Origin of the sequence: uncultured Streptomyces sp. (genome assembly GCF_947488945.1) — a bacterium.
Taxonomy (GTDB): Bacteria; Actinomycetota; Actinomycetes; order Streptomycetales; family Streptomycetaceae; genus Streptomyces.
Genome location: NZ_CANLBS010000015.1, coordinates 154678 through 169891, shown reverse-complemented (window position 1 = coordinate 169891; position 15214 = coordinate 154678). Strand labels below are relative to the sequence as shown.

16 protein-coding genes are annotated in these 15214 nt (G+C 72.3%); 9 read left to right on the top strand and 7 right to left on the bottom strand.

Features of this window, described 5'->3' with window-relative positions:
* Positions 1 to 61: 61 nt before the first annotated feature.
* The 5 genes from Q0994_RS23010 to Q0994_RS22990 all read right to left on the bottom strand — a co-directional run bounded on the left by Q0994_RS23010 (position 62) and on the right by Q0994_RS22990 (position 3904).
* Entirely contained in the window at positions 62 to 787 is a 726-nt protein-coding gene (locus tag Q0994_RS23010) for a Mut7-C RNAse domain-containing protein (RefSeq protein ID WP_299537922.1), read from the bottom strand.
* A gap of 156 nt (positions 788 to 943) precedes the next feature.
* Positions 944 to 1510 (bottom strand): GNAT family N-acetyltransferase, encoded by a 567-nt coding sequence (locus tag Q0994_RS23005; RefSeq protein ID WP_299537920.1) that lies wholly within the window; start codon positions 1508 to 1510, stop codon positions 944 to 946.
* 66 nt (positions 1511 to 1576) lie between these two features.
* The gene (locus tag Q0994_RS23000) at positions 1577 to 2404 is read right to left on the bottom strand and encodes a helix-turn-helix domain-containing protein (RefSeq protein ID WP_299537918.1); all 828 of its coding nucleotides are present in this window, start codon (positions 2402 to 2404) and stop codon (positions 1577 to 1579) included.
* 236 nt (positions 2405 to 2640) lie between these two features.
* A complete protein-coding gene (locus tag Q0994_RS22995) occupies positions 2641 to 2958 on the bottom strand; it encodes a hypothetical protein (RefSeq protein ID WP_299537917.1) in 318 nt (105 codons plus the stop codon).
* Positions 2959 to 3313: 355 nt separating this feature from the next.
* Complete coding sequence (locus tag Q0994_RS22990) at positions 3314 to 3904, bottom strand: hypothetical protein (protein WP_299537915.1); 591 nt, start codon at positions 3902 to 3904, stop codon at positions 3314 to 3316.
* A 286-nt stretch (positions 3905 to 4190) separates the two neighbouring features.
* Between Q0994_RS22990 and hemL the strand changes: the two genes are divergently transcribed.
* From hemL to ccsB, 7 genes are all read left to right on the top strand, one after another.
* Positions 4191 to 5498, top strand: coding sequence for a glutamate-1-semialdehyde 2,1-aminomutase (hemL, locus tag Q0994_RS22985; protein WP_299537914.1), 1308 nt, complete (start codon positions 4191 to 4193; stop codon positions 5496 to 5498).
* Positions 5495 to 6187 (top strand): histidine phosphatase family protein, encoded by a 693-nt coding sequence (locus Q0994_RS22980; protein ID WP_299537913.1) that lies wholly within the window; start codon positions 5495 to 5497, stop codon positions 6185 to 6187. Before hemL ends, Q0994_RS22980 begins: the two co-directional genes overlap by 4 nt.
* Before the next feature lie 226 nt (positions 6188 to 6413).
* Entirely contained in the window at positions 6414 to 7676 is a 1263-nt protein-coding gene (locus Q0994_RS22975) for a hypothetical protein (RefSeq protein WP_299537912.1), read from the top strand.
* A 67-nt stretch (positions 7677 to 7743) separates the two neighbouring features.
* Positions 7744 to 8355, top strand: coding sequence for a TlpA disulfide reductase family protein (locus Q0994_RS22970; protein WP_299537911.1), 612 nt, complete (start codon positions 7744 to 7746; stop codon positions 8353 to 8355).
* Positions 8356 to 8362: 7 nt separating this feature from the next.
* Complete coding sequence (locus Q0994_RS22965; RefSeq protein ID WP_299537909.1) at positions 8363 to 9127, top strand: cytochrome c biogenesis CcdA family protein; 765 nt, start codon at positions 8363 to 8365, stop codon at positions 9125 to 9127.
* A 4-nt stretch (positions 9128 to 9131) separates the two neighbouring features.
* Positions 9132 to 10895, top strand: a complete 1764-nt coding sequence (locus Q0994_RS22960) for a cytochrome c biogenesis protein ResB (RefSeq protein ID WP_299537907.1) — start codon at positions 9132 to 9134, stop codon at positions 10893 to 10895.
* Positions 10892 to 11944 (top strand): c-type cytochrome biogenesis protein CcsB, encoded by a 1053-nt coding sequence (gene ccsB, locus Q0994_RS22955; RefSeq protein ID WP_299537905.1) that lies wholly within the window; start codon positions 10892 to 10894, stop codon positions 11942 to 11944. Before Q0994_RS22960 ends, ccsB begins: the two co-directional genes overlap by 4 nt.
* Positions 11945 to 12037: 93 nt before the next feature.
* Here the strand turns inward: ccsB and Q0994_RS22950 are convergent, their stop codons facing one another.
* A complete protein-coding gene (locus tag Q0994_RS22950) occupies positions 12038 to 13366 on the bottom strand; it encodes an aldehyde dehydrogenase family protein (RefSeq protein ID WP_299537903.1) in 1329 nt (442 codons plus the stop codon).
* A 200-nt stretch (positions 13367 to 13566) separates the two neighbouring features.
* Between Q0994_RS22950 and Q0994_RS22945 the strand changes: the two genes are divergently transcribed.
* Positions 13567 to 14007 carry a MarR family winged helix-turn-helix transcriptional regulator gene (locus Q0994_RS22945; protein WP_299537901.1) on the top strand — a complete coding sequence of 147 codons (441 nt, stop codon included), beginning with the start codon at positions 13567 to 13569 and terminating at the stop codon, positions 14005 to 14007.
* 98 nt (positions 14008 to 14105) lie between these two features.
* On the opposite strand, the gene Q0994_RS22940 is transcribed toward Q0994_RS22945, so the two are convergent.
* Positions 14106 to 14501 (bottom strand): PLD nuclease N-terminal domain-containing protein, encoded by a 396-nt coding sequence (locus tag Q0994_RS22940; protein ID WP_299537900.1) that lies wholly within the window; start codon positions 14499 to 14501, stop codon positions 14106 to 14108.
* 256 nt (positions 14502 to 14757) lie between these two features.
* Here Q0994_RS22940 and Q0994_RS22935 point away from each other — a divergent pair, with 256 nt between their 5' ends.
* Positions 14758 to 15198: a hypothetical protein gene (locus tag Q0994_RS22935; protein ID WP_299537898.1), complete on the top strand. Its 441-nt coding sequence runs from the start codon at positions 14758 to 14760 to the stop codon at positions 15196 to 15198.
* The last annotated feature ends 16 nt before the right edge of the window (positions 15199 to 15214 follow it).

Here is a 15214-nt window from a genome sequence, read left to right as displayed (position 1 = left end):
GGAGCGCGGGGGAGCGCACGGGATGTGCGCCGAGCCGGGGGTCGGCGCTCGGGGTGCGGTGCTACCCGCCGAACTCGCGGACCGCGTCGGTGACGACCTTCTCCAGATGGCCGTGGTGTGCGCCGCGCCAGTAGACCCGGTCGCACGCGGTGCAGCGGGCGAACACGTCGTACGCCTGCTGGGTGCCGTGCCGGAGCCGGTCGGCGACCGCGTCCTTGTCGGCGTCCACGAGGACGCCGTTGCAGGCGGTGCAGCGCGTCCAGGGCCGCAGGACCGGCGCGAAGCGGCCCAGCACGTCGCGGAGCTGCTCCTCGGGCCGGTCGCTGTAGACGTAGCCGCCCGCCCAGATCTCGCGCCGGCGCAGCAGCCCCCGGTCGCGGGAGAGCAGCACCCGGCGCTCGCTCGCGGAGAGCGCGGCCAGGGCGGGGTCCCCGAGGTCCTCGCTCTCGTACCAGGCGTCGACGCCGAGGAGGCGCAGCCGGCGGGCGAGGGTGCCGAGGTGGACGTCCAGGAGGAAGCGCAGCGGGGCGCCCGGGACCCGTTGCGGGCGTTCCACCGCCCGCACCTCGACGTGTTCGCCCGCGCCGGGGACGTGGGCGGCCGGCACCGGGGCGCCGTCCACGAGCAGGCTGCCGACCTCGGTCAGCGGGACGCCCAGCGACTCCACGACGTGGCCGAGGGTCGAGACCCCGTCGGTGCGGACGACCGAACGTCCGGGCCGGCGGTCGTGGGCGACGAACAGCCGTAGTCCGGGTGCTACTTCGAGGGTGATCTCCGGGCGTTCCACCCGGTCAGCATGTCACCGCGCGGGGCGTCCGACCAGGGAATCGCGCCCCGGGGCACGGGCGTGCCCCGCCGCGCTCCGGTGCGACCCCGGCCGACTTCGCCGCGCCCGCTTCAGCCGGCCGCCCCGCCCGTGCCGCCCGCGCCAGCCGCGCCCGCTTCAGCCGGCCGCCCCGCCCGCGCCGGGCGTCCCGCCCAGGAGGTCGAGGCGCCAGTCGTTGGCGCGCATCGGGCGGCCGGGCGGGTACTCCAGGTCGCACGGTCCGAGGAGGGTGAAACCGGCCTTGCGGCAGACCGCGTTGGAGGGGCCGTTGTCCACCGAGGGGAAGGCGTGCAGGTAGCGGTGGCGGCGTTCCGCTCCTGCCCGCTCCGCGACCGCGCGGGCGGCGGCGGAGGCGATTCCCCGGCCGTGGAAGCCGGGGAGGACCGTCCACCCCGTCTCGTAGACACGCTGGTCGACCCAGTCCTGCTCCCAGTAGCCGATGATGCCCGCGGTCTGGCCGCTTTCGGCGACGACCACGCGGAACATCCGGCCCCGGCCCGCGTGTTCGGCGCTGAGACCGACGTACCGGGCGTGCCGGACCAGGAGTTGGTCCTCGGTCTCGGGGCCGCCCAGGTGTTCCATGAGTTCGGGCGCGTTGGCCCGGCGGAGCAGGTCCAGGTCGCCCGGCGACCAGGGCTCGATCCGCACCCTCGCCGGGGTGGCCGGGCCGTTGGGGTCAGTCATACCGACGACCTTAGACCGGGGGTCCGACAACGGGACGGTCGCGGCGGGGCCCCGGCCGCGGGGCGCTCAGGGGGCGAGGGCGGTGGGCGGTACGCCGAGGGTCGCGGTGAAGTCCCGTACGAGGTGGGGCTGGTCGCTGTAGCCGAGTTCGGCGGCCAGCCGGGCCCAGTCCACCTCCGCCGCGTCCCGGCCGGCCCGTTCCAGTGCTTCGTGCAGGCGGTGGCGCAGGACGACCCACTTGGGGCCGACCCCGACGTACGCGGCGAACAGGCGCTGGAGCGAGCGCACCGACATCCCCCCGGTCCGGGCCAGCCGGTCGACCCGGCGCACCGAGCGGTCGGCGCGGACGAGCGCGGCGAGGGCGGTGGCGTGGTCGGCGCGGGGGTCGGGCCGGGGGCCGAGGGCGAGCAGGAAGGCGTCGAGCGCGGCGACGCGGGCGGGGTCGTCGTCGGGCCCGAGGACGTCCGAGGGGTGCGGGCGGGCGGGGTCCGGGACCCGGAACACCTGGCGGGCGGGGACGTTGCGGCCGGTCCAGTCGGAGACCGGGTGGCCGGGGGCGAACGGCCGGAACGCGCCGGGGCGGAACTGCACGCCGCAGACCCGGCCGGTGCCCTCCAGGGTCCGCACGTCCAGGCCGGTGCCGACCCCGGCGACCTCGGCGAAGTCGCCGCGGGCGGCCGCGTCCCCGGTGCCGTAGCGCTGGAAGACGAGATTGACCGAGGGGTGCGGGACGACCCGGGAGCGCCAGGGGGCCGGGAGGTCCCAGTCGATGAACCAGTAGTGCTCCAGGTAGGGCCGCAGCGCGGGAGCGGGCTCGTGGCGCCGGAAGCGTACGCGGGTGAGGAGACCGGCGGGGTCCACGATGCCGCGGGTGTCGCGTCGGGGTCCGGACATGCCGCGATCGTAGGCCCCCGCCCCCGGCCCGTCATGTCCCGGCCCGCCGCCGTCCCCATCCGGCTCCCCGCCTTGCCCCACGGCCCGCCTTGCCCTCACGGTCGCCCACGCCCCCGGCCCGTCTCGTCCCACCGCGTTCCGCCCCACCGCGTTCCGCCCCACCGCGTTCCGCCCCACCGCGTTCCGCCCCGCCGCGCTCTGTCGCGGCCCAGGCGGTCGTGTCAGGTGCGGTCGTGTCAGGTGCGCGGGGCGGCGCCGGGGGCCGGGTCGGGTTGCCGGCGGTCGGCCGGGCCGCCGGAGGCCCCGTGCGGCGCGGTGCGGGCGGGCGGCGGGCGGCCGGGGAGGTCGTAGAGGGGGCCGAGCGTCGCGTGGGCGTCCTCGACGATGCCCTCGGCGCGGGCGAGTGCGTCGCGCTCGGCCAGCAGCAGGGCCCGGCGGGTGTACGGGGACGGCGGGGCGGGCCGGCGGCGGCTCCACCGGCAGGCGAAGGCGGCGTACAGGCCGCTCGCGCACAGCAGGGCCGGCACGGACAGGGTCAGCAGAGCGTCGCCCACGGGACCTCCTTCGGCGGGTGCCCTTTTCCTCGGCATGTTCGACCGCCCGGCTGGAGATCATTCTTCGGCCATTCACTGGCCGGATCGAACCGGCGAACGCATGCTCCCCGGACACCTTGGCGAGGACGTGTCCCCTGCTGGGGCGGCTCCCCGGTCGCCGTACCGCCCCGCCCCCGGCGCTTCCCGCCACGGCCGCGCAGGCGTCCGCCTACTCGCACGCCCGCATACCCTCCGCGGCTCCGCAGCAGCCGCCCGCGTACCCGCAGCAGCCGCCCGCGTACCCGACGCGCCCTCGTAGGAGCCGTCCGCCGCGGCCGTACGGACGAACCGTCCCGGTCGGCCGTCCCGCGGTGGGCTACGGCCACACCAGGCAGTAGGCCTGGTGTCCCGCGTCGTGCAGGCGGTGGGAGAAGTCCTGCCACTCGTGCAGGAGTTGGTAGACGTTGAAGGCGTCGCGCGGGCCGCCGCGGTCCGGGACGGTCGACCATATGAAGGCCGCCGCGCCGACGGTCTCCTCGCCGACGCCGCGCAGCGGGTCGACGACCGTCATGGGGAGCTTGACCACGGCGTAGTCCGGGTGGAGGACGACCAGTTCGAGCGGTGGGACTTGGTGCAGGGGCATGCCCTGTATGCCGGTGAGGACCATCGCGGCCACCGTCTCCGGCTTGATCTTGGTGAACATGCCGCCCATGCCGAGCTCGTCCCCGCCGAGCTCCTCCGGGCGCATCGAGATGGGCACCCGCGCGGCCGTGGCCCCGTCGGGCGCGCCGAAGTACTTGTAGGTCACCCCCACGCGGCCACTGCTCCTGCCTCCGGGCCCGCCGGGGCTGTCCGCCGGTCTGCCCTTGCCCTGTACGCGCTCAGCCTCGCGCCGGTGCCGCCCACGCCGGGCAGGCTCGGGCCCCAGGTCGTCGGTCCCTTCGCCCACTCCGCCACCGCGATGCATATCTCATCCACCCGACTACTTCATAGGAGACACGACCCCCGCCGCGCAACCCGATCATCGTGTCAGTGACCTCCCCCGCGGGGCTGCGGCGAAACACCTGCCCGCAAGACCGTCCGCGGCTCTGACACCATGGCATGTGTGAGCTTTCCCTAATGACGCCCCAGTTTCGCAGACGCGAGAAGGCCGAGGCCCTTTCGTGACGCGAGGAGCGTGTGCGCCTTGCTCGCCGGTGGCCGAGATGTCCGGACCGGCCTCCCGACCCCCCGAACCGCAGATCAGGACCAAAGTGGCGTATTCATACGAAGCCCCCGTTTCGCAGTCGCTCTTCGACCGTGCGTCCGTCGTGACGCCTGGCGGTGTGAACTCTCCCGTGCGTGCCTTCCGGGCCGTGGGCGGTACGCCCCGGTTCATGGTGTCCGGGTCCGGTCCGTACCTGACGGACGCCGACGGCCGTGAGTACGTCGACCTCGTCTGCTCGTGGGGTCCGATGATCCTCGGCCACTCGCACCCCGAGGTCATCGCCGCGGTGCAGGACGCGGTCGCCCGCGGCACCTCCTTCGGCACGCCGGGCGAGGGCGAGGTGGCGCTCGCCGAGGAGATCGTGGCCCGGATCGAGCCCGTCGAGCAGGTGCGGCTGGTGTCCTCCGGCACCGAGGCGACGATGTCGGCGATCCGGCTGGCGCGCGGCTTCACCGGCCGGGCCAAGGTCGTGAAGTTCGCCGGCTGCTACCACGGGCACGTGGACGCGCTGCTGGCCGCCGCCGGGTCGGGGGTGGCCACGTTCGGGCTGCCCGACACGCCCGGTGTGACGGGCGCGCAGGCCGGCGACACCATCGTGCTGCCGTACAACGACCTGGACGCCGTGCGCGCCGCGTTCGCCGCCGCTCCGGGCGAGATCGCCTGTGTGATCACCGAGGCGTCGCCGGGCAACATGGGCGTCGTCCCGCCGGTGGAGGGCTTCAACGCGGGGCTGAAGGAGATCTGCGCGGCCGACGGCGCGCTCTACATCTCCGACGAGGTCATGACGGGCTTCCGCACGTCGAAGGCCGGCTGGTACGGCGTCGACGGGGTCCGCCCGGACCTGATGACGTTCGGCAAGGTCATGGGCGGCGGCTTCCCGGCCGCGGCCTTCGGCGGCCGTGCCGACGTGATGGCGCACCTGGCCCCGGCCGGCCCGGTCTACCAGGCGGGCACGCTGTCCGGGAACCCGGTCGCCACCGCGGCCGGGCTGGCGCAGCTGCGGCTGCTGGACGACGCGGCGTACGCGAAGATCGACGCGGTCTCCGCCGAGCTGCGCGGCCTGGTGGGCGAGGCGCTCTCCAAGGAGGGCGTCGCGCACACGGTGTCCGCCGCGAGCAACATGTTCTCCGTGTTCTTCACCGACGAGCCGGTGCGCGACTACGAGGGCGCGAAGAAGCAGGAAGCTTTCCGCTTCACCGCGTTCTTCCACTCGATGCTGGCGCAGGGCGTCTACCTGCCGCCGTCCGCGTACGAGTCCTGGTTCGTCTCCACCGCCCACGACGCGCGCGCGATCGAGCGCGTCGCCGCCGCCCTGCCCGCCGCAGCCCGAGCCGCATCGGAGGCCACCGCATGAGTCCGACCGGATCCCGCGACGACATCACCGTCGTCCACCTGATGCGCCACGGCGAGGTGCACAACCCGGACGGCGTCCTCTACGGGCGCCGGGACGGGTACCACCTGTCCGAGCTGGGCCGGCAGATGGCCGACCGGGTCGCCGAGCACCTGGAGAAGCGCGACGTCACGCATGTCGTCGCCTCCCCGCTGGAGCGGGCCCAGGAGACCGCCGCCCCGGTGGCGAAGTCGCACGGGCTGGACCTGGTGACGGACGAGCGGCTGCTCGAAGCCACCAACGTCTTCGAGGGCAAGACCTTCGGTGTGGGCGACGGCGCGCTGCGCAGGCCGGAGAACTGGAAGCACCTGACCAACCCGTTCAAGCCGTCCTGGGGCGAGCCGTACGTCGAGCAGGTCGTGCGGATGATGAGCGCGCTGGACGCCGCCAAGGACGCGGCGCGGGGCCACGAGGCGGTGTGCGTCAGCCACCAGCTGCCGATCTGGATCGTGCGGAGCTTCGTGGAGCGGCGCCGGCTGTGGCACGACCCGCGCAAGCGGCAGTGCACGCTCGCCTCGCTGACCACGTTCACGTACCAGGGCGACAAGATCGTTTCGGTGGGCTACAGCGAGCCGGCGCGGGACCTGGTGCCGGCCCACCTGCTGGCGGGCGCCAAGCCGGTGAAGGGGAAGTCGAAGGCTTTCGGCGCGTAGGCGCCGTCTCCCCGCGGCGGGGAGACGAGGGCGCGTCCGGACTCCTGCGGGGGGCCGGACGCGCCTTTCCGTTTTCCGGTTGCCCCGGTCCTGTGCGGGTCCTGCGGGGGTCCGGACGGGTATGGAAAAGTGTGATTGTCAGTGGAACCACCGTGTTGCTTCCGCCCTCTCATCGATAGCCAGTTTGTATGACTCGGAGACAAAAGCGACTGCGGATGGGGACGGAATGCCTGACATCGACCGAAGGGGGCTGCTGGGAGCGGGACTGGGCGCGGCGGCGGCGCTGGGAATGGCCGGCTGCGGCACCTCCGGGGGCGAGAGGCACACGGGTCCCGAGCCGCACCGGGGCGCCGGGGACGCCCCGCACGGCGGCGGCGGCAAGGAGGGCGCCGGATCGGGGGCGAGCGGCGTACGGCTGATCGGCGACGGATCCACGGCCGACACGGGGAAGCAGCCGGGACAGCCCTCCGCGCCCGTTCCCCTCGAACCCGGGCAGCGCCCCCCGCAGTTCGTGGTCTTTTCCTGGGACGGCGCCGGCGAGGTCGGCAACGGACTGTTCCCGCGCTTTCTCGAACTTGCCCGGGAACACGACGCGAAAATGACCTTCTTCCTCTCCGGGATCTATCTGCTGCCCGAGTCGAAGAAATCCCTCTACCGTCCTCCGAACAACCCGCGCGGCGCCTCCGACATCGGCTATCTCACCGACGCCCACGTCAAGGAGACGCTGCGCCACGTCGGTGAGGCGTGGCGCGACGGGCACGAGATCGGCACGCATTTCAACGGCCATTTCTGCGGCGGTTCGGGTTCCGTGGCGAACTGGACCCCCGCGCAGTGGCACAGCGAGATCAACCAGGCGATCTCCTTCGTCACGGAATGGCGGACCAACACCGGCTGGGAAAACGCCGAACCGCTCCCGTTCGACTACCGCAGGGAACTCGTCGGGGGCCGCACCCCGTGCCTCCTCGGCCAGGAGAACCTGCTGCCCACCGCCGCCAAGCTCGGCTGGCGCTACGACGCCAGCTCGCCCGGCGGCCTCCAGGTGTGGCCGGACAAGAAGCAGGGCGTCTGGGACCTCCCGCTCCAGGGCATGCCGTTCCCCGGCCATTCCTTCGAAGTCCTCTCCATGGACTACAACATCCTCGCCAACCAGTCGAACAACTCCACCAACGGAATGCCCGCGCGTTTTCCGGGCTGGCGCCACCAGGCCACCGAGGCGTATCTCTCCGGATTCCGCCGGGCGTACGAGACGAATCGCGCGCCGTTCTACGTCGGAAACCACTTCGAGGAGTGGAACGGCGGCATCTACATGGACGCCGTGGCGGACGTGTTGAAGCGCGTCGCCGGAGAAGCGGATGTGCGCCTCGTCTCCTTCCGGCAGTTCGTCGACTGGCTCGACGTGCAGGACCCGGCGGTTCTCGCCAAGCTCCGTACACTGGGGGTCGGCGAGGCGCCCGCGGGTGGCTGGAACACCTTCTTTAAACGGGCCTGACAAGGGGCTTTACGGGCACCGAGGGGGGTGCCCGAGATCGCCGGAACTGCCATGCGAAACTTTTCACATGAGCCATGGCCGCGTACCCCGACGCCGCTCCACCCTGCTCGCCGCCACCGCCGTCGCCGTGACCGGCGCGCTGACGCTGTCCGCGTGCGGGGCGGACGACAACAAGACCGGTGGCGGTGGTGACACCCACTTCGTCACCGGCAGCGCCGGCATCTCCACCGTGGCCGCGTCGGAGCGCCCCGCGGCACCGAAGCTCACCGGCACCACCCTGGACGGCGAACCGCTCGACGTCGCCGACTACCGGGGCAAGGTCGTCGTCCTCAACGTCTGGGGCTCCTGGTGCGGCCCGTGCCGCGCGGAGGCCAAGCACTTCGCCAAGGTCTCGCGGGAGACCGCCGACGACGGCGTCCAGTTCATCGGGATCAACACGCGGGACGTCCAGAAGGACGCCGCCGTCGCCTTCGAGAAGGACTGGGACATCACCTACCCCAGCTTCTACGACCCGATCGGCAAGCTCCTGCTCCGTTTCCCGCAGGGCACGCTGAACCCGCAGGCCATCCCCTCCACGATCGTCCTCGACCGGAACGGGAAGATCGCCGCCCGCACCCTCCAGGCGCTCGACGCGGAGAAGCTGCACACGATGATCGACCCGCTGATCGCGGAGAAGTGATCTCCAGGTGTTCACCCTCGCAGCGGCCACCGGCTACAACGAGACGGTGCTCAGCGGCGCCCTGCTGGTCGCCCTGCCCATCGCCCTGCTCGGCGGGCTCGTCTCCTTCTTCTCGCCGTGCGTGCTGCCGCTGGTCCCCGGCTACCTGAGCTACGTCACCGGGGTCAGCGGCACCGACCTCGCCGCGGCGCGGCGCGGCCGGGTCGTCGCCGGCGCCTCTCTCTTCGTGCTCGGCTTCACCGCCGTCTTCGTCTCCGGCGGCGCCCTGTTCGGCTACTTCGGCCAGCACCTCCAGGAACACAGCGAGGTGATGAACAAGATCCTCGGCGTGCTGATGGTCCTCATGGGGATCTTCTTCATGGGGCTGATGCCGTGGATGACCCAGCGCGAGTTCCGTATCCACAAGCGGCCGGTGACCGGCCTCGCGGGCGCGCCGCTGCTGGGCGCCCTGTTCGGCATCGGCTGGACGCCCTGCCTGGGTCCGACGCTGACCTCGGTGAGCATGCTGGCCATCGACCAGGGGACGGCCGGGCGCGGGGCGATACTGACCGTCGCGTACTGTCTGGGACTCGGTGTCCCCTTCGTCCTCGCCGCGGTCGCCTTCCGCAGGGCGCTCGGCGCCTTCGGCTGGGTGAAGCGCCACTACGCGTGGGTGATGCGCATCGGGGGCGTCATGATGATCGCGACCGGCGTCCTGCTGCTGACGGGCCTGTGGGCCACGCTCATGCAGGACCTGCAGGTGTGGTCCAACGGTTTCACTGTGGGGATCTGAGTCCATGAGCAAGTTGAACAGCACCGACGGGCGCGCCGCGGCTCGGGCGGCGGAGGAGGAGCGGGACGGTGAACTCGGGGCCGCCGGGGCCCGGCTCTCCACCGCCCCGCGCGAGGAGCGCCCCGACGCCGCGACGGAGACGGGCGGTGTCCCCGCGATGGGGGTCGTCGGCTGGGTCCGCTGGTTCTGGCGGCAGCTCACCTCGATGCGGGTCGCGCTGATCCTGCTGTTCCTGCTCTCGCTCGGCGCCATCCCCGGCTCGCTGATCCCGCAGACCGGCGCGGACGAGCTGAAGGTGCAGACCTTCAAGGCCGCCCACACCACGGTCACGCCGATCTACGAGAAGCTCCAGCTCTTCGACGTGTACAGCTCGGTGTGGTTCTCCGCGATCTACATCCTGCTGTTCGTCTCCCTCATCGGCTGCATCGTGCCGCGCACCCTGCAGTTCGTCGGCCAGCTCCGCGGCCGGCCGCCGGGCGCGCCGAAGCGGCTGGACCGGCTGCCCGCGTACACGACCTGGCGGACCGGGGCCACGCCGGAGGAGGTGCACGGGGCGGCGCTGTCGCTCCTGCGCCGCCGCCGTTTCCGCTCGCACGTCACCGGGTCGGCGGTCGCGGCCGAGAAGGGCTACCTCCGCGAGGCCGGGAACCTGATCTTCCACGTCGCGCTCATCGTGATGCTGGTGGCCTTCGCCGCCGGGCAGCTCTTCAAGTCCGAGGGCGGCAAGCTGATCGTCGAGGGCGACGGCTTCTCCAACACGCTTCCGCAGTACGACGACTTCAGGTCGGGCTCGCTGTACGACACCGACGAGCTCGAACCGTTCAGCTTCACCCTCGACAAGTTCGTCTCCACGTACGAGCGGACCGGCCCGCAGCGCGGCACCGCGCGCACCTTCGAGGCGCACGTCACCTACGCCCGGGGCGCGGACGGCGAGGAGAAGAAGGACGTCATCACGGTCAACGACCCGCTGGAGGTCGACGGCACCAAGGTGTACGTCATCTCCCACGGGTACGCCCCGGTCGTGACCGTGAAGGACGGGAGCGGCAAGCAGATCTTCAAGGGCGCCGTGCCGCTGCTGCCGAGGGACGCCAACATCACGTCCACCGGTGCGATCAAGGTGATGGACGGCTACCGCGACAAGGACGGCGAGCGCGACCAGCTCGGCTTCCAGGCGTTCTTCGTACCGACCTTCGCCGGCGCGGGCAACGGCACGATGCTGTCCCAGTTCCCCGCCCCCGACAATCCGGTCCTCGCGCTCAACGCGCTGCACGGCAGCCTGGGCGTCGACTCGGGCCTGCCGCAGAACGTCTACCAGCTCGACACCACGAAGCTGAAGCCGTTCAAGGACGCCGACGGCAACGACCTGAAGCAGCGGCTGGCCGTCGGCGACACGATGAACCTCCCGGACGGCGCCGGCTCGGTCACCTTCGAGGGCGTCGAGGAGTGGGCCAGCTTCCAGATCTCCAAGCAGCCCGCCAGCGGCTGGGCGCTCACCGGGGCCGTCGCCGCCATCGCGGGCCTCGCCGGCTCGCTCTTCATCCAGCGCCGCCGCGTCTGGGTGCGGGCGGTGCGCGGCACGGACGGGGTGACCGTCGTGGAGATGGCGGGCCTCGGCCGCAGCGAGTCCGCGAAGCTGCCCGAGGAACTGTCCGCCCTGGCCACCGCCCTGTACGACCGGGCGCCCGGCGTCCTCGACCACGATCCGACCGCGACCGATCCCGGTCCCGACGTACCTGCCGCAGCATCTGCCGAAGGGGCTGAGAAGTGAATCTCGCCGCCGCTACCAACGAGAACCTCGCGCACACCAGCAATGTGCTGATCTATTCGTCGATGGCCGTCTACACCCTGGCCTTCTTCGCGTACATCGCCGAGTGGGTGTTCGGCAGCCGCAGCAAGGTGGGCCGCACCGCCGCCGCCCTGTCCGGCGAAGGGACCGCCGCGGCGGCCGGGCCGGTGGTGCTGGGCGGTCCCACGATCGTCACCCGGTCCGCGGCCGGCACCCGTGACGTCCCGGACGGCCCCGGCGCGTCCGGCGGCACGTACCGGGGCGACATGTGGGGCCGGATCGCGATCTCGCTGACGGTCGTCGGGTTCCTGGTCGAAGCCTGCGGGGTGATCGCCCGCGCGATGTCCGTGGAGCGTGCTCCGTGGGCCAACATGTACGAGTTCTCGATCACCTTCTCCACCGTCGCGGTCGGCGCGTTCCTGGTGCTGCTGGCGCTCGGGAAGAACGTCCGCTGGATGGGCCTGGCCCTGGTGACCACGGTCCTGCTGGACCTCGGCGTCGCCACCACCACGCTCTACACCGACAGCGACCAGCTCGTCCCGGCGCTCCACTCCTACTGGCTGTGGATCCACGTCTCCACCGCGATCATCTGCGGCGCGGTGTTCTACCTCGGTGCGGTCGGCACGCTGCTCTACCTCTTCCGCGACAGCTACGAGAACAAGATCGCCCAGGGCGGCACGCCCGGGAAGTTCGCGCGCTCGGTCCTGGACCGGCTGCCGTCCGCGGCGTCGCTCGACAAGTTCTCGTACCGGATCAACGCGGCGGTCTTCCCGCTGTGGACGTTCACGATCATCGCGGGCGCCATCTGGGCGGGCGACGCCTGGGGCCGGTACTGGGGCTGGGACCCGAAGGAGACCTGGTCCTTCATCACCTGGGTCGCGTACGCCTGCTACCTGCACGCCCGCGCGACGGCCGGCTGGAAGGGCCGCAAGGCCGCCTACCTGGCGCTGATCGCCTTCGGCTGCTGGCTGTTCAACTACTACGGCGTCAACATCTTCATCACCGGCAAGCACTCCTACGCCGGCGTCTGACCCGCGGGCGTCCGACCGCACGACGGGGCCCCGCCTCCGGTACGTACGCGTGCCGGAGGCGGGGCCCTGTCCGTGGCGCCGCAGGGGCCGGGGTCAGCCGAGCGGGGTGTCCAGGACCGCCTTGCGGTGGCTGAACGTTTCGATCGAGTACGGGCCGTGGTAGCTGCCCATGCCGCTCTCGCCGACGCCGCCGAACGGCAGGTCGGAGACGGTGAGGTGGGCCAGCGGCAGGCCGAGGCCGACGCCGCCGGACGAGGTCTCGGCCAGCAGCCGGTCGCGCACGGCGTCCGAGCCGGTGAAGGCGTAGAGCGCCAGCGGCTTGTCGCGGTCGTTGACGAAGTCGATCGCCGCGTCCAGGCCGTCGACGGTCACGATCGGCAGGATCGGCCCGAAGATCTCCTCGCCCATCACCGGGGAGTCGGGGGAGACGTCCGCGAGCACGGTCGGCGCGATGTACCGGGTCTCACGGTCGTGGACGCCGCCGGTGACGGTGCGGCCCGAGTCGAGCAGCCCCACCAGCCGGTCGAAGTGGCGCTCGTTGACGATCCGGCCGTACTCGGCGTGGGTGGCCGGGTCCGAGCCGAACAGCGACTCGACGGCCCCGGCGAGCGCGTCCGCGAGGGCGGCGCCGGTCTCCGGGTCGGTCAGCACGTAGTCGGGGGCGACGCAGGTCTGGCCGGCGTTCAGGAACTTGCCGGACGCCAGCCGGGCCGCGACCGTCTTCAGGTCGGTGTCCCGGTCCACGAAGGCCGGGGACTTGCCGCCGAGTTCGAGCGTCACGGGGGTGAGGTGGCGGGCGGCGGCGGCCATCACGATCCGGCCGACCGTGCCGTTGCCGGTGTAGAAGATGTGGTCGAAGCGCTGCTCCAGCAGCGCCGTGGTCTCCGGGACCGCCCCCTCGACGACGGCGACCGCGTCGGTGTCGAGGTAGCGCGGGAGCAGCCGGGCGACGGCGGCGGAGGTCGCCGCGGCCAGTTCGCTGGGCTTGGCGACCACGCAGTTGCCGGAGGCCAGCGCGCCGACGACGGGAGCGAGCAGCAGTTGCGCCGGGTAGTTCCAGGGCGCGATGACGAGGACGACGCCGAGGGGGTCCAGCACGGTGTGCGCGGTGGCCCCGGCGGCGGCCAGCTGGGCAGGCACGGGGGCGGGTTCGGGGCGCAGCCAGTCGGCGAGGTGCTCCAGGGTGTGGTCGATCTCGCGGATCGTGAAGTCGATCTCGGTGCGGTAGGACTCGGTGCGGCTCTTGCCGAGGTCGGCGTGGAGCGCCTCGGCGAGCTCGTCGCCGTGCTCGGTGAGCAGCGCGCGCAGGCGGGTGAGCTGGCCGGTCCGCCAGTCGAGGTCCTTGGTGCGACCGGTGCGGAAGGTGGCGCGGAGGCGGGCGACGAGGTCGGCCGGGGACTCGACGGGGGACTGGGTGGGCATGCGTGCTCCGTACGGGACTGCGGGTGCGGGGGGCCGGCCGGCGTCACGGCGCCCGTCTCCGGGGCCGCGGCGGGCCTGGTTCCGGGGCCCGCGCGCCGACCAAAGCTTGATATGCTCAAGCAACACTGTTCATGGAACTACCAAAACTTGAGCACGTCAAGTAAGTCGGTGCGTGTTCCCCGATCGAAGGATGACCGGTCATGGCCCAGGAGCCGGGGCGGCGCCCCGTCCCCACCCCGGACGAACTGCTGGAACCGCTGGCCGTCGTCGTCCGCGGCCACTACGACGACCTCACCGCCGTGGCCGGCCGGCACAGCCTCAGCAGCGCCCAGGCGCGCGCCCTGATCGCGCTCACCGAGCCGATGCCGATGAGCGCCCTGGCCCAGCACCTGGTGTGCGACGCCTCCAACGCCACCGGCCTGATCGGCCGCATGGAGGCCCGGGGCCTGGTCACCCGCACCCCGTCCCCGGAGGACCGCCGCTCCAAGGTCGCCGCCCGCACCCCCGAGGGCACCGCCCTGGCCCACCGCATCCGCGACGAGATGCGGGTGGTGCACGGCGCCCTGGAGGCCCTCACCCCCGAGGAACGCACCGCCCTGCTTCCCCTCCTGCACCGGCTGGGGGCGCTGCTGGCGCCCTGACCCGGCCGCACGCACGACCGCACGACGCGCCGCGCCCCGGCGACCTGGATGAGGTCACCGGGGCGCGGCGCGGGCGGGTCGCGGGCGGGCGCGGTGCGTCAGGAAGCGGTCGGCGGGGTCGCGTCCCCGTCCTCGCGCCGCTTCAGCTCCTCCTCGCGGCGGCGCAGGTCCGCCTCCCAGTCCTTCAGGACCGACTCGTCCTTCTTGTTGTCGTCCCGGAGCGTCTTCAGGAACTCCGGATTGTCGTCCGGAGCCACCCACTGGGTGCGGTGGTTGCGGTGCCACTCGGAGGGCGTACGGCCCCCGGCGGGCACGTGGCGCGTCTTGCCGGCCGCGAACCAGACGATCGGCCCGACGATCCAGAACAGCAGGATGATGAAGACCCAGGCCAGCTTCGGCAGATGCTTCGCCTCGTCCTCGGGCGTGTTGAGGCAGTCGATGAACGCGTAGATCGTCAGCGCCAGCGGCAGCAGATAGATCAAGGCCCTGAGCATGGGTCGGGTCCCCCTGGGAACGTCGGCGGGCCCGTCGGCCCCCCGGTGAGGCGGCCAGGGTACCGGCTGCCGGTGACGGCCCGGCCGTCACCGGGGGAAACACGGCCCGCCCGGGTCACGGCCGGTTCCGGCCGGCCCCGCCCGTCCGGCCGGCGGGAACCGGCCGAAGGCCTGCCGCGTCGTCAGTACGGCACCATACGGTGAGCGGTGCTGGGCGACGCAAGGCCGTGATCGAGCAACGGGGGTCGGTGGATCGATGGGTTTCGACGAGGAGTGGGCGCACGTGCGGGCCGGGGCGGCGGAACGCGCATCCACGGGCATGCAACTCAACCGGGTCCCCGAAGAGGGTCCCTCCGCCGGGTCCGGTGTGCCGAAGCTCGCCTCGACGCCGGCCGAGAAGTCGGCTGCCGCGAACACCATAGAGAACGAGCTGCTGACCAGTACCGGGAAGGCGGGAAGGCACGCCGACGAGGCCAATGGCAATGCCGCGGCGGCTCTCTCCGGGTGGGCGACCGCGGCAGCGCTGAAGAAGACGCAGACCACCTGGCAGGGGCAGGTCAAGACGCTGATGGCACGCCTGGGCAGGGAGCGCGACGGTCTCCGGAGCACTGTGACGATCCTGTCGGGAACCGATGTCGGTCGTCACGACCGGATCAAGAACATTTCCGCCCCGTCGGTGTTCGACAGCTACCAGTGACCCCGATACTGCCCGC

Excerpts from the sequence above, each read along its gene's own strand:
- Q0994_RS22970 (WP_299537911.1), top strand. The coding sequence starts at position 7,744 with ATGAGCCATGGCCGCGTACCCCGACGCCGCTCCACCCTGCTCGCCGCC.
- Q0994_RS22980 (WP_299537913.1), top strand. The coding sequence starts at position 5,495 with ATGAGTCCGACCGGATCCCGCGACGACATCACCGTCGTCCACCTGATG.
- Q0994_RS22975 (WP_299537912.1), top strand. The coding sequence starts at position 6,414 with ATGCCTGACATCGACCGAAGGGGGCTGCTGGGAGCGGGACTGGGCGCG.
- Q0994_RS23005 (WP_299537920.1), bottom strand. The coding sequence starts at position 1,510 with ATGACTGACCCCAACGGCCCGGCCACCCCGGCGAGGGTGCGGATCGAG.
- Q0994_RS23000 (WP_299537918.1), bottom strand. The coding sequence starts at position 2,404 with ATGTCCGGACCCCGACGCGACACCCGCGGCATCGTGGACCCCGCCGGT.
- Q0994_RS22950 (WP_299537903.1), bottom strand. The coding sequence starts at position 13,366 with ATGCCCACCCAGTCCCCCGTCGAGTCCCCGGCCGACCTCGTCGCCCGC.
- Q0994_RS22990 (WP_299537915.1), bottom strand. The coding sequence starts at position 3,904 with ATGCATCGCGGTGGCGGAGTGGGCGAAGGGACCGACGACCTGGGGCCC.
- Q0994_RS22935 (WP_299537898.1), top strand. The coding sequence starts at position 14,758 with ATGGGTTTCGACGAGGAGTGGGCGCACGTGCGGGCCGGGGCGGCGGAA.
- Q0994_RS22945 (WP_299537901.1), top strand. The coding sequence starts at position 13,567 with ATGGCCCAGGAGCCGGGGCGGCGCCCCGTCCCCACCCCGGACGAACTG.
- Q0994_RS22960 (WP_299537907.1), top strand. The coding sequence starts at position 9,132 with ATGAGCAAGTTGAACAGCACCGACGGGCGCGCCGCGGCTCGGGCGGCG.
- Q0994_RS22940 (WP_299537900.1), bottom strand. The coding sequence starts at position 14,501 with ATGCTCAGGGCCTTGATCTATCTGCTGCCGCTGGCGCTGACGATCTAC.